At 70.3% G+C, this 13,069-nt stretch carries 9 protein-coding genes; 2 read left to right on the forward strand and 7 right to left on the reverse strand.

What is annotated here, in order from left to right; translation table 11 throughout:
- The first annotated feature begins 140 nt into the window (after positions 1–140).
- Positions 141–1,259, forward strand: a complete 1,119-nt coding sequence (locus FMQ63_RS13645) for a tetratricopeptide repeat protein (RefSeq protein ID WP_225909940.1) — start codon at positions 141–143, stop codon at positions 1,257–1,259.
- Between the two features lie 5 nt (positions 1,260–1,264).
- On the opposite strand, the gene FMQ63_RS13650 is transcribed toward FMQ63_RS13645, so the two are convergent.
- The 3 genes from FMQ63_RS13650 to FMQ63_RS13660 form a co-directional block, all read right to left on the reverse strand.
- Positions 1,265–2,026, reverse strand: coding sequence for an energy transducer TonB (locus tag FMQ63_RS13650; RefSeq protein WP_011552844.1), 762 nt, complete (start codon positions 2,024–2,026; stop codon positions 1,265–1,267).
- Positions 2,027–2,193: 167 nt separating this feature from the next.
- On the reverse strand, positions 2,194–2,910 hold the full coding sequence (locus FMQ63_RS13655) for a response regulator transcription factor (RefSeq protein ID WP_011552845.1): 717 nt from the start codon (positions 2,908–2,910) through the stop codon (positions 2,194–2,196).
- A complete protein-coding gene (locus FMQ63_RS13660; RefSeq protein WP_011552846.1) occupies positions 2,907–4,736 on the reverse strand; it encodes a HAMP domain-containing sensor histidine kinase in 1,830 nt (609 codons plus the stop codon). The genes FMQ63_RS13655 and FMQ63_RS13660 overlap by 4 nt, the downstream gene beginning before the upstream one ends.
- A 186-nt stretch (positions 4,737–4,922) precedes the next feature.
- Here FMQ63_RS13660 and FMQ63_RS13665 point away from each other — a divergent pair, with 186 nt between their 5' ends.
- On the forward strand, positions 4,923–5,669 hold the full coding sequence (locus FMQ63_RS13665; protein WP_216608866.1) for a pyridoxal-phosphate dependent enzyme: 747 nt from the start codon (positions 4,923–4,925) through the stop codon (positions 5,667–5,669).
- 22 nt (positions 5,670–5,691) lie between these two features.
- Here the strand turns inward: FMQ63_RS13665 and FMQ63_RS13670 are convergent, their stop codons facing one another.
- The 4 genes from FMQ63_RS13670 to FMQ63_RS13685 all read right to left on the reverse strand — a co-directional run bounded on the left by FMQ63_RS13670 (position 5,692) and on the right by FMQ63_RS13685 (position 13,026).
- Positions 5,692–6,462 carry a hypothetical protein gene (locus FMQ63_RS13670; protein ID WP_011552849.1) on the reverse strand — a complete coding sequence of 257 codons (771 nt, stop codon included), beginning with the start codon at positions 6,460–6,462 and terminating at the stop codon, positions 5,692–5,694.
- Positions 6,463–6,627: 165 nt separating this feature from the next.
- Positions 6,628–9,030, reverse strand: a complete 2,403-nt coding sequence (locus FMQ63_RS13675; RefSeq protein WP_011552850.1) for an ABC transporter permease — start codon at positions 9,028–9,030, stop codon at positions 6,628–6,630.
- 162 nt (positions 9,031–9,192) lie between these two features.
- Positions 9,193–9,873: a hypothetical protein gene (locus FMQ63_RS13680; protein ID WP_011552851.1), complete on the reverse strand. Its 681-nt coding sequence runs from the start codon at positions 9,871–9,873 to the stop codon at positions 9,193–9,195.
- 120 nt (positions 9,874–9,993) lie between these two features.
- Positions 9,994–13,026, reverse strand: coding sequence for an ATP-binding protein (locus FMQ63_RS13685; protein ID WP_305034246.1), 3,033 nt, complete (start codon positions 13,024–13,026; stop codon positions 9,994–9,996).
- Positions 13,027–13,069: the final 43 nt, after the last annotated feature.

Here is a 13,069-nt window from a genome sequence, read left to right on the forward strand (position 1 = left end):
GGAGTGCTTGCCTGGCGGTGGACATCTCCCAGCCGAGGAGGCTCGGGACGTGTCGATGTGTTTCGAGGCTCCGGATGGAGGAACTCCCGGGCATAGACTGGTGGCCGTTGTCCTCGCATCCTTCGAAGGGGCCCTCGCGCGTGCGTCCATTCTTCATCGTCCTTGGTTGTTCCTTCGTCCTCGGGTGCGCGTCCACGCCGAAGCCCGTCCCAGCAGCGCCTCCTGAAGCCGCCGAGACGTCCCAGGCGGAGCACGAGACACCGGCGTACCTCTCGCCCTCTGAAATCGTGAAGGTGCTGGAGGATTCCAAGGTCGCCTATCGGGTCGAGGGCAAGGACTCACCCCCGGGCGGGTGGGGCGACCAGTTGTGGCCTCAGCGCGTGGCCCTGATTGACGTCCCCCAGGTGGAGGTGGAGGACGGCCGCCGCACCATCCGCGAGTGGCCCACGCCCGCCGGGATGAAAGCCCTGCTCGATGAGGCCGAGCCCCACTTCCAGGCGAAGCGCTACGACGAGGCCGCGAAGCTGTACGCCCAGGCCACGGACCTGTGTCCCGAGTGCTACGTGGCGTGGGTCTTCCGGGGTGACGCGGACTACTTCGCCGGAGACGCGGCCACCGCGCTGGAGCACTACGGCCGCGCCACCACCCTCAACCCCTATGACCACCGTGCCTGGTTCTTCCAGGGCAATGCCTTGGCGAAGCTGGGGCGCTTCGAGGAGGCGCTGGATGCCTGGGCGCAGTGCCTGGCGCTGAGCCCGCGCTATCCCATCATCCGCCAGTTCTTCCGCACCAACGCCCACCTGGGGTTGGTCATCCGCGGTGACACCATTGTTCCGCGCGGGTACGCCGAGCGCGACGCGGAGGGCGTCTCCATCCAGTTCGACCCCAACCACGACCCTGCCTGGCTGGCGTTCGCCAATTGCAAGGCCCTGTGGCTGGGCGAGCCGTCACACCGGGCGAAGATGACGGGCTCCACCGAGGAGCAGTTCACCTCCGTGGAGGAGATGGAGTGCCTGGCATCGGCGCTGGCCGTCCATGAGAGCCAGAAGGCGGAGGGCAAGACGGATGCCTTGGACCCCACGCTGGACCGCCTCTTCGCCATCGCCCAGGAGGGGCTGCTGCTGGAGGCGGTGTTGTTCGAGGTGGGCGCGCGCGTCCACCCTCAAATCGCGCTCACCCTGGAGGATGAGCTCCGCCGGCGCCTCAAGAAGTACGTCCTGACGCACGTCCTGGTGCCGGCGGGAGGCCACGGGGGCTGAGCGCCCTAGCGCGGCAGCTTGAGCCGCAGGGTGAACACGTAGGACACGCTCACCGTCCGGCCCTGGAACTGCACCGGGGTGTAGCGTCGGGCGTGGAGCGCATCGAGCACGGCCTCATTCATGTGAGGCAGGCCCTTGATGATGCGGCAGTCCGTCACGTCGCCGCGCACCGTGATGACGCACTTGGCGATCATGGTGCCCTCCACGCGGGCGGCGAGCGCCTGGTGCGTGTACTCGATGCCCGGGTTTCCCATCAGTCTGGGCGGTGACATGCCCTGGCCAAAGGGCATGATGTCGGTGCCCGTGGCTTCCTGCCCAGGGACCAGGCCGGGCACGTACTGCACGCCAATCACGTTGCTATCCTTGTAGCCCTCCGGATGCCCACCCGGCACGCCAGTCCCCGGGTCGTCCGCCACCTCGTCCGTCGAGGTGCTGGTGTCGGTGCTCGCCACCGCTTCCACCGGCTTGGGCGGCGCGTCTACCACCGGCGGCGGCACGCGCGCGGGCACGCGGTCCCGGTTGCGCGGGCGAGGGCGTGGCGCGGTGGCTGCTTTCGGCTGCGCCGGGGCGGGGGAGCCCTTCGCCACGCGCGGGAGCTGCGCCACGCGGAGCACCAACTCTTTCGGCTCCGGAGGCTCGCTGGGACCCGGCGGCCTCGCGGAGATGAAGAGCACCGCCCCGAACAGGGCCGCATGCAGGGCGATGGACACCCACACGCCCGTGCCAATACGTCCAGCCCGCTGCCGCTCGATGACCGAATTGAACATTCCGGATGGCCTCCCTCAGCGTCTGGCGCTCCCGGTAACGGCCGTGCAAGACGGACGGCACCGACGGGGACGGGTGGCTGCGGAGCGCCCTGTCCACGCAAGAGTCAACCTACGGAGTTGGCGTCTTCGAATGGCGGTGGGGCGGCCATCGCTTCGTCATGGTTGTGTCATGACGAAGCGACCTCCATGCGGTAGCCCACGCCCCGGATGGTGTGGATGGAGAATCCAGAGGTGCTCGTCCACCCCAGCTTCTTCTTCAGGCTGGAGACGAAGTTGTCCACCGTCCGCGGGTCCACCACCACGTCGCGGCCCCAGACGGCGTCCAGGATTTCGCCTCGGGGCAGGGCCCGGTCCTGGTGCCGCAGCAGGAAGGCCAGCAGGTCGAACTCCGTGCGCGTCAGCTCCACCACCGAACCGTCCGCGCGCGACACCTGCCGCCGGCCCAGGTCCAGGGTGAAGCTGCTGAAGCCCATCTGCTCCGGCGGCGCCGTGCCGGAGCGGCGCACCAGGGCGCGTACCCGGGCCAGCAGCTCCCGCAGCCGGTAGGGCTTGGTGAGGTAGTCCTGCGCGCCCACCTCGAAGCCCCTGAGGATGTCGTCCTCCAGAGAGCGCGCGGTGAGCATCAGCACCATGCTCTTGTTGCCCTGCGTCCGCAGCCGGCGGCAGAAGCTGTAGCCGTCCTCGCCGGGCAGCATGACGTCCAGGATGAGCAGGTCGAACGCACGCTCTTGCAGCAGCCGCTCCGCGTCGCGGGTGCTGGGGGCCTCGGCGACGAGGTAACCCTCGTCCAGCAGGTTGTCCCGGAGGCCGACGCGCAGGTGGGCGTCGTCCTCGACGATGAGGATGGCGGGACGGAGGGGCGGGGTGGATGTGGCGGTGTTCATCGAGCCGGCTCGTTGAATATCAGCGCGAAGGTGGTGCCGTCGGGTCCCGAGGCGGCCACCTGGATGTCGCCCCGGTGCAGCTTCATGATTTTGCGGCACAGGGCAAGGCCCAACCCGCTGCCATGGACCTCCGGTCCGGGCACCGTCAGCCGGTAGAAGTCCAGGAAGGCGTTCTCCCATTCGGACTCGGGGATGCCGATGCCGTTGTCCTGGAAGAGCACCGTGCAGCCGTAGCCCGGAATCATCTGCGCGCGGATGGAGATTTCGACGGGGCTTCTCCGGTTGTAGGCGCACGCGTTGCGGCCCAGGTTGGAGAACACCATCCGCAGCAGGCCCGGGTCCGCTTCCAGCTCCACATCTTCCAGATCCGAGGTGATGTGGACGGGGACGTTGGTCGCATTGGCCAGGTCGTCGCGCAACGGGGGGATGAGCTCCTCCAACCGCACGCGCGAGGTCCGCAGCGTCCAGCGGCCCTTGTCGATGCGGTTGAACGACAGGATGTTCTCCACCAGGAAGTGCAGCCCGTCCGCGGCCTGGACGATGCGCGCCGGGTAGTCGCGCACCTCCGGTGCCTGCGCCAGCTTCCGCTCCAGCGTCTCACCGAGCAGGCGGATGGAGGCCAGGGGCGTGCGCAGCTCGTGGGAGACGGTGGCCACGAAGTCGCTCTTGAGCTCCAGGAAGCGGTACTTGCGCTGCTGGGCCACCACCGCGAGCGCGAAGATGGCCACCGCGAGCCCTCCGCACACGGCCACCAGCAGCGTCTTCAGCCCGTAGCGCGCGTCGATGTCCGCCTCCTGGCGCGCCCACTGAGGCATGTCCACCGCCAGCTTCAGCGTGCTCAGGGGACGGACGGCGCCGCCCGCGCGCAGCCGCAGGCGCCCCGTCGCGTCGAAGAGGCCGCGCGCCTGCATGTCCTGGGTGATGGGCTGGAGCATCGCCTCCAGGTCCACCGCGATGCCGTACACCGCCTCGCCGCGCAGCGCCACGTACCAGGACTCGCCCAGGAGGGTGGGCTCGTAGAGCTCCTCGGGAATCACCAGCATGCCCGCGCCCGCTTCGCCCGCTCGGGCGAGGAAGTCGCCCGTGGGCTCGCCCAGCGCGGCGCTCACCCGGACGATGCGCGCATGGAGGAAGTCGAAGTCCGCCCGCGTGAAGCGTGAGCGCTCGCGCAGCACGTCCCGCTGCAGCCCCGACGCCCGGGCGAAGCCGCCCAGGTCCTCTGGAAGGCCCTCGCGCAGCAGGGCCCGCACCAGCGGCATGGTGGCAGGGCCGCGCTGGAGCCGCTCCACCACCAGCAGCAGGAAGGGCAGCTCCTGCTCCGGTGTCAGCCGGTTCGCCGCGTGGTAGCGCAGCAGCTCCTCCACGCGGGTGGCCGCGCCCCGCGCGTCCCGGGCCGCCAGCGCCGCCTCCACCGCGCGCAGCCGCGTGAGGCGGGGCTCCCATTCCCCCGCGGGGGCGCCGTCCTTCAGCCTCGCGCCCAGCAGGGCATGCACGTCCCGCGCGGGCGTCCCGGTACCCGGCATGGGGATGGTGAGGCGCGGCAGGAACTGGTAGCCGCGGAAGTTGATGTAGTAGCCCTCGCCGGGCTCGAGCGGGTCGCCCACGGCGGCGTGGAGGGGGGGGATGCTCTCATCGAGCTTCTTCGCCAGGTTCTGCCGCAGGGCCTCTTCGGCCGCGTGGGCCAGCGCGTCCCGGCGCGAGCGCAGCTGCGCGTGGGCGTCATCACGCTCCTGGCTGAAGATGCGCTGGAGGCTGACCAGCCCCCAGCCAAGGGCCAGGAGGCCACAACCCAGGGCGACGAGCGTAGGAAGGAGCCGGCGCAGCATGTGGAGCCGCCGCTGACTATCGCACAGCCGCCTTCCCCCAGAGGCTTTTCACTTCAGCCTCCTGGCCGGGGCGAGTGTCCTGGGCCGGTGAGCGGGCGGACTTCGGGTCCACGTCCGGACAGCCCCGGTGCCGCGCGGCTGGCGTGGGACGTCCCCACCGGGGAGGTTGGGGATGGAGGTTCACGCATGCGCGTCGTGTTTCCCTTGTCACGGCCCTGGCCGGGGGGGCCGGTGGTGCTCTGGGGTGGAGCGCTTCCGGCGGGCAGTCTGAAGTACCTGACGTTCTCCCATCACCTCCAGTCCGCGCCCGCGGAGACAAAGGGCCTGGTGGAGCTGTCCGGTGCGTCGTCGGCGCTGGCGCTGGATGCGCTGGGCCGCGAGCGCGGGCTGCCGGTGGTGGCCCTCACGGACACGATGGGCACCGCGTACCTACGCGCCAACGGCTTTGGTGGGGAGGTGCGCACCGTGCACGGCTTCACGCAGGCCTGGGAGCTGGCGCTGGACTACGAGCGCCAGGGCTGGTTCTGGCCCCGGCAGCTCGCCAACGGCGCGCTGGTGGAGAGCGTGGAGTCATGGACCACGCGGCTGCTCGACATCGTCCAGGACGTGTATCCCGCCGTGCGCAGCGTGGTGTGTGGCTTCGGCACGGGCGCCACCGTCGCGGGGCTGTACCGGCCCTTCTCCGCCGCGGGCTACGAGGTGGTGGGCTTGCAACCCGCGTCCGGCAGGACGATGCCCGGCTGGCGGCGCTGGGCGGAGCAGAGCCTGGGCTCCAAGGACCTCTTCTATCCGTACCGCGAGGATGTGCCCCTGGAGACGGCGGATGCGAAGGCGGTGGACGCGCTCGCCGCGCTGCTGGCCTGGGCGCGCTCGGAGCGGCGGCCAGAGGAGGTGCTCGTCATCTCCCACAACGCGAGGCCCCCATTCGAATGATGGGGGCCTTCGTCACGGCGCTTCAGCGGCCGCGGCCCTGGCCACCGCGCTGACCGCCCGGGGGGCCACCCACGGGCCGGTCCTCGCGGCGCAGCGACTGGTACTGGGAGCGCTGGCCTTCGTCGAGGATGGCGTTCATCTCCTGGTCGGTCTGCTGGCTCTCCGTGCGCAGCGCCTGGCGCATGTCTCGCACGGTCTTCGTGCCGGCGCGGACCTCCTCCATGAGCGCCTGGCGCTTGGTGGACTCCGCCTCCAGCCGGCGCGACAGCGTCTGCTCCTGGGTGTAGTTCAGCCGAGCGTCGGTGATGAACTTGCGCACGCGCTCCTGCTGTTGCGCCTGCTGCTGAACCTGCGCCTGCTGCCACTGCTGCTGCCGCTCGGCGCGCTGCTCATTGCGCATCTCGTTCTGGACGTTGCGCACCGCGTCCTTGAGGTAGTCGCGGCCGCCCTCGGAGTTCAGCGCTTCGCCGGCGACCATGCCGCGCACCTCGGCGCGCAGTTGCTCCACCTCCGCCGCGAGCGCCGCGGGCGGCGGCGAGGCCACCACCTTCCCATCCGCCGTCAACGTGGGGCGCCGCTCCACCTCCATCAGCCGCCGGGACAGGCTGATGGACGTGTCCTCCAGGGCTTTGACCCGGCGCTCCAGGTTGATGACGTCCGCGGCGACGCTGGTGGGCTGCTCGGGCGGAGGGGACGGGGGCGGAGCCTGCACCGTCTCACGTGGACTCCAGAGGGCCACCACGAGCGCCGTGGCGGCAAGGAAGAGGGCGGCGATGCTGGCGAGCTTGTTCACGTCTACTCCGACGGAAGCTGGAACAGCTTATTCCATATCAGGTGCTGTCCAGCCCTGTCCGCCGGCCAACAGGGGCGGAAAGTGGCTCCCCGGCGGGCCCGTTCTGGCCGCCCGGATGCCCGCCCCCCGCGCAAGGGGCCTTCCCAGATGAAGCAGGCGTGAGCCCTAGTCCGCGCGCAGGGACTCCGACGGGGAGACGCGGCTGGCGCGAAGCGCGGGCACCAGGCACGCCAGCAGGGAGAGGGCCGCCAGCGCCACGGCCACGCCCAGGAAGATGTCCGGGGCGAAGGGCTCCACGCCATAGAGCGTCGCCGCCATGAACCGGGTGGCGCCATACGCGGCGATGAGCCCCACGCCCACGCCCAGGGCCGTCAACCACAGCCCCTGGCTCAGCACCAGCCGCAGCACCTGGAGGGGATGGGCCCCCAGCGCCATCCGGATGCCTAGCTCTCGCGTCCGCTGGCCCACCGAATACGCCAGCACGCCATAGACACCGACGCCGGCCAGGATGACGGCGAGCCCGGCGAAGGCCGCCAGCAGCCGCGTCGTGGCCCTGGGCCGCAGCAGGAGCTTCTCCACCCGGTCCGTGAAGGGCAGCAAGTCGTAGACGGGCTGCTGGGCGTCCACCGCCTTCACCTCTTCGCGCAGCGCGGCCAGCGCCGAGGCGGGCGGCCCCTGGGTGCGCACCAGCATCGTCATGGCTCGCAGGGGAAACTGCGCATAGGGCAGATAGCTTTCGGGCGTGGCGGGCTGGGTGAGCGACTCGTGACGGACGTCCTCCACCACGCCGATGATTTCCCGGAACGGCTGCAGGTCATTCCAGGTCAGCCGCACCCGCCGGCCCAGGGCATCCCCGCCACCGAGGTACCTCTGGACGAAGGCCTCGTTGACGATGATGACGGGGGCGCTCTTCTCCGTGTCCTCGGGCCCGAAGTCGCGGCCCTGCCGCACGCCAATGCGCAACGCGGAGAAGTAGCCGGGCGAGGCCACCCGGTAGGCCGTGATGTGGCGGTCACCGGGCGAGGCCGACATCCCTTCCAGGATGAAGTCACCATTCGAGCTCGAGCCTCCCAGCGGGGCATCGTTGACGAAGCCCACCGCTTCCATGCCGGGCCGCGCCATCAGCCGCTCCGCGACGCCTTCGAAGAAGGCCCGCTTGCGCGCGTCCTCCTGGTACGCGTCGGGGGCGAGCGTCAATTGCGCGCCGACGACCCCCTCCGCGTCGAAACCCGGGTCCACCGCCTGGATGTTCTGCAGCGAGCGCACGATGAGGCCCGTGCCCACCATCAGCACCAGCGCGAGCGCGAGCTGCACCATGACGAGCGCGCTGCGCAGCGGATGCCCGGAGCGCGCGCCCACGGCGCTGCCGGATTGCCGCAGCAGGGGCAGCACGTTCATCCCCGACGCATGCATCGCGGGCGCCAGGCCGAAGAGCAGGCCGGTGCCCACCGACAGCAGCACGCTGAAGCCCAGGACGGTGCCGTTGAGCTCCAGCGGCGCCACGCGCAGCATGCTGGCGGGCAGCAGGGTGCGCACCAGTTCCATGCCCCACAGCATCAGCAAGAGCCCCAGCACGCCGCCGAAGAGGGACAGCAGCACGCTCTCCACCAGGGACTGCTGGAGCCGCCGTCCCTGGCTGGCGCCCAGCGCCGCCCGGATGGCGCCATCCCGCTGCCGGGACAACGTGCGCACCAGCATGAGGTTGGCCACGTTGGCGCACGCGATGAGCAGCACGAAGCCCACCGCCACCCACAGCATCCACAGCACATCTCGCGTGTTCGTCGTGAGGTGGTCCTGCCAGCCCGTCACCCGCACGGTGTGGCGCTTCTGCCCTGGCTCGGGGTGGCCAATGCCCTGCGCCGCGCGCTCCAGGTCCGCTCGGGCCGCCTCCAGTGAGACGCCCGGTGCCAACCGTCCCAGCACCGACTGGTAGTGGTTGCCATGCCGCTGTGGGTCCTGCCACTCGGGGACCCACACATCCGTGTCCTCGGCGAACTCGGGGAACGAGAAGTCCTCCGGCAGCACGCCCACCACCGCGTGGCTCCGGCCGTTGAGCACCAGCGTCTGGCCCACCACGTCCGGGACGCCGCCGAGCGCCCGCTGCCAGTAGCCATGGCTCACCAACACCACGGAGGTGTCACCCCCGGGCGGCGCGTCCTCTTCACGCAGGTCGCGCCCCTGCGCGGGTTGCACCCCCAACACGGAGAAGAAGTTGGGGGTGATGCGCGCCGCCCGCACCCGCTCGGGCTCGTCCGTTCCCGTCCGGTTGAGGCTGGTGCGTCCGAAGCCCGCGAGCTGGCTGAAGCCCTTCGAATGCTCCCGCCAGCCGAGCAACTCCGGTGCCGCCACCGAGGCGTGGCTCACCGACTCCTGCACGCACCAGATACGGACCAGGGATTCGGGGAGGGGAAAGGGCAGGGGCCGCAGCAGCATCGCGTGGATGGCGCTGAACAGGACGGCGTTCGCCCCAATGACGAGCGCCAGCGTGAGGCCCGCGGCCAGCGTGAAGCCGGGGGTTCGTGTCAGCGTGCGTATCGCGTAGCGGAGGTCCTGGAGGAGCGAATCCATGGCTGCGGCCATGAGCGAAGGACATGCCAACCGCCTCGCGGGCGCAACCGCCGGACATCCGGAGGGTGTCCTTCCCTGAGCGAGCCAGGCGGGTGCGCGAATGCGGGAAGGCCCGTCCCGGAAGCGGACAGGCCCGGGGCGGGACGCCCGCTCACCAGCGCGTCAGTGGACGTCCCACCGGGCGGCGATTTCCTCGCACGCCAACCGGACGTCGTTCATCCGGCGCTGCTGGGCCTTGGGCGCCTGGAAGAGTCGGCCCGCGAAGACGTCGAACACGCCCACCAGCCGCGGGTCCACCGGGCCGCGCTGCTCCAGCCGCTCCTCGGCGTAACGCTGGAGCACCGTGGCGATGTACTGCCCGGAGCGCTCGTCCAGCGGCGTGTGCTTGGAGAAGTAGAGCTTCAGCAGCCCGGAGCGCATCAGCCCCTGGGCATCCACGCTGCGCAGCAGCACGTCCGGGCGCACGCTGATGTCCACGCCCGCCAGCGCCAGCGGCGGCAGGTCCGCGTCCACGGGGCTGGCAATCGCGCGGGTGGCCAGGTCCCCCGCGGACACCAGGCAACGCTGGAGCGCCTCCGCGCACAGGGCCAGCCGGTGCGCGTCGTAATCGGATTCCGGCTGGGCGTTGAGGAGCCGCCGCTGGTGGTAGCGGAGGATGACCTCGTCCCGGCCTTCGCACAGGAACTCGATGATGGCCTGGGCGGCGGCGGGGTAGCGCAGGTACTGCGGGTCCACCGGGTGCTTCTGGCCCTGGATGATGCGCTTTCGCAGTGACGGCGTCGCGGTGAGGTACTGGCCCAGCTTGTTGACGGAAACGCGCGGACTCTCACGGGTGACGGTCATGGTTCGGCCTTCCTTTCCGGCTTCGGGAATGAAGGCAGACTACCGGAAGGGTCTGACATTCCCGGGGCGGCCAGACGGGCCAGCCGCCCCATGAAAATCACACCCGTGGGGTAGGCCCTGTCAGGCCCGTCGTGGTGGGCCCCGGTTGGACATGGAGGCGATGACGGCCATCAGCTCCACCGGTTCGATGGGTTTGGGCACGTGGGTGGTGAAGCCCGCGAGCAGCGCGCGCGTCCGGTCCTCCATGCGGGTGTAGGCCGTGAGGGCCACCGCGGGGATGCCGCCACCCTGTTCCTCGGGCAGGGCCCGGACGCGGGCAATGAAGCGGTACCCGTCCTCCTCGGGCATGCCGACGTCGGAGACGAGCACATCGAACGAGGCCTCGCGGAGCTCGGCCAGCGCGTCCTCCGAAGAACTGGCCGTGGTGACGATGCCGCCACACGCCTCGATGATGCTGCGAAGCAGCTCACGCGTGTCCTCCTCGTCGTCCACCACGAGCACCCGCAGGCTCGCGAGCTGGGGCGGGCAGGGGATGTCCTGCTCCTGCAACGGGCCGCGGAGGGTGGGGGGCACCAGCACCTCCCGCCTCAGCGCCACGGCCTGCGGCAGGCTGACGATGAAGGTGGCCCCCCGGCCCTCGCCCTCGCTGGTGGCCATCACGGTGCCGCCGTGCAACTCCACCAGGTGCCGGACGATGGCCAGTCCCAGCCCGAGCCCACCGGCCTTGCGCGTGGTGCTGCCGTCGGCCTGTCGGAAGCGCTCGAACACGTGCGGCAGGAACTGCGGGGAGATGCCCTGGCCCGTGTCGGCCACCGTGATTTCCACCGAGGAGTTCCGCCGCTCCACCAGCACCTGGACGCGGCCTCCCTTGGGGGTGAATTTCACGGCGTTGGACAGCAGGTTCCACACCACCTGCTGCAGGCGGCTCACGTCGCCCATGATGGTGCCGCCCGAATCGAGCGCGGCCTGGATGCGGATGCCCTTCGCCTCGGCGGCCGGCCGCAGTGACTCGAGCACGGCCTCCACGACCTGGCTCACGTCGACGGACGACACGTCCAGCTTCAGCTTGCCCGTCATGATGCGGCTCACGTCGAGCAGGTCCTCGACGAGCTGCCCCTGGGCGCGGGCATTGCGCTCCACGGTGGCCAGCGCCCGCTCCCGCTTCTCTGGCGGCAGCGTGCCGGTCCGCAGCATCTGCACCCAGCCAAGCACCGCCGTGAGCGGCGTGCGCAGCTCATGGGAGACGGTGGCGAGGAACTCGTCCTTGAGCCGGTTGGCCTCCTCCGCCTCCTCGCGCGCCACGCGCTCCCGGGCGAGCAACCGCTCCCGCTCCGCTTCCAGCCGCTTCTGGGCGCGGATGTCGCGGCCGACGGTGGCGATGCCCATCTGCCGCTGGGTGTCGTGCTCTACCAGGGCGAAGGTGTGGTACTGCGCCGCGATGGGCTCGCCCGTCGGGAAGTGCCGGAAGCGGAACGCTCCCTCCCGCCGGCCGCCCTGGAGGATGGCGGCGGCGATGTGTTCGTCGACGTAGGTCTGGTCTTCGGCCAGGAAGAAGTCCCGCAGGTGGTACCGGGTGATGTCCTCATCCAGTCCCAGGCCCAGCAGACGCCGCCCCGCATCGTTCACCCACACCGCCCGGCCGGATGGGTCTCCCACGCCGATGAAGTCGGGGGATTGTTCGACAATGGTGGCCAGCCGCTCGCGTTCCCGTTCAGCGCTCCGCTGCTCCGTCACGTCCTGCAGGGCGCCGACGACGCGGTCAGGCTGCCCCTGGGCGTCGAAGTGCGTCTTCACCATGGCCAGCAGGAAGCGCTGCACGCCATCCCAGCCTTGCACGCGGCACTCCAGGCGAATCGCCTCCGCGCCCGGACGCAGCGCCTGTTCGATGGTGCGCCGTGCGCGGTTCACGTCGTCGGGATGAATCCGGGCCGCGGCTTCCTTCAGCGTCGGAGACTTGCCGGGGGGAAGGCCCAGGTGCTGCAAGGCCCGCTCGTCCCACGACAGCACGCCGCGCTCGTACTGCAATTCCACGACGCCCAACTGACCGGCGGCCAGGGCCATCCGCAGGCGTTCCTCGCTGGCCCGGAGCGCGGCCTCCGCCTGGGCCCGCCGGGCCACCTCCGCTTCGGCCTGGGCCCGGGCTTGCTTGGCGTGTGTGTAGGCCTCGCGCTCGGCGCGCTTTTCCTGCTCCACGGCCAGGTGGGTGGCCAACTCGCGCGCCAGGTCCTCGAAGAACTGGCGATAGGTGTCGTCGAAGCGCAGCCGGGGGCTGATGCCCAGGACGACCACGCCCCGGAGGCTGTCCGTGCGGGTGCGGCGCAGGGGCAGCACCAGCGCCTTCTCCGTCGGCTCGGGCCAGGGGCCGAACTGGCGGGCTCCCAGGAGGGATGGCACCGACTCCAGGAGGACGGGGACGTTCGCCGCCACGGCCTGCTTCGTGGCCTCCGTGATTCGTCCCAGGTCCACCACGGCGTGCTGCGCCAGCCCGTCGAGCCCCGTGGACTCCGCCAGCTCCAGCCGCTGTTCGCCCTCGTCCCAGTGGTAGATGAGGGCGAAGGGGATGTCCTTGGGGTTGTCCGCCAGGGCCCGGATGGCATCCGTGGTGGCGCTCTCGGAAGGCCCGTTCACCCGGGGCGCCAGCGCGCGAATCGTGGCCAGCCGGCGTTCGCTGAGCACGACGTCGGTGACCTCGAAGACGACCTGGAGGATGCCCGCGATGGTGCCCGCGTCGTCCCGCAGGGGACTGAAGTCGAAGGTGAAATAGGCCTCTTCATTGAACCCGTAACGGGTGAGCATGAAGTAGGTCTTCGCCACCTGCGTCACTTCGCCCGTCGCCAGGAGCTTGCGCATCCAGGGCGAGATGACGGGATAGGTGTCGGGCCAGCACTCGCGGTAGGTAGCGCCCAGGTAACGGGGATGGCGCGGGCCCATGATGACCGCGTAGCCGTCGTTGTAGACCTGGATGAGCTCGTGTCCCCAGAAGATGATGGCCGGGGCCGGCATCTCCAGAATCATGGTGACGAAGGCCTTCAGCGGGCGGGGCCACGATTCGTAGGGGCCAAGTTGGGTGCGGCTCCAATCGTGCGAGCGCAGCAGTTCGCCCAGTTCGCCACCAGGGACAGGGAGTTCAGTCTGGGAAGTGAGTTGTTTCACGCGGTCGGTGGGGGTGCAGGGCGGGGGCGTAATCTTGCGTAAT

This window comes from Myxococcus sp. CA005 (assembly GCF_006518205.1).
Classification (GTDB): domain Bacteria; phylum Myxococcota; class Myxococcia; order Myxococcales; family Myxococcaceae; genus Myxococcus; species Myxococcus xanthus.

Excerpts from the sequence above, each read along its gene's own strand:
- FMQ63_RS13650 (WP_011552844.1), bottom strand. The coding sequence starts at position 2,026 with ATGTTCAATTCGGTCATCGAGCGGCAGCGGGCTGGACGTATTGGCACG.
- FMQ63_RS13655 (WP_011552845.1), bottom strand. The coding sequence starts at position 2,910 with ATGAACACCGCCACATCCACCCCGCCCCTCCGTCCCGCCATCCTCATC.
- FMQ63_RS13660 (WP_011552846.1), bottom strand. The coding sequence starts at position 4,736 with ATGCTGCGCCGGCTCCTTCCTACGCTCGTCGCCCTGGGTTGTGGCCTC.
- FMQ63_RS13665 (WP_216608866.1), top strand. The coding sequence starts at position 4,923 with ATGCGCGTCGTGTTTCCCTTGTCACGGCCCTGGCCGGGGGGGCCGGTG.
- FMQ63_RS13675 (WP_011552850.1), bottom strand. The coding sequence starts at position 9,030 with ATGGATTCGCTCCTCCAGGACCTCCGCTACGCGATACGCACGCTGACA.
- FMQ63_RS13680 (WP_011552851.1), bottom strand. The coding sequence starts at position 9,873 with ATGACCGTCACCCGTGAGAGTCCGCGCGTTTCCGTCAACAAGCTGGGC.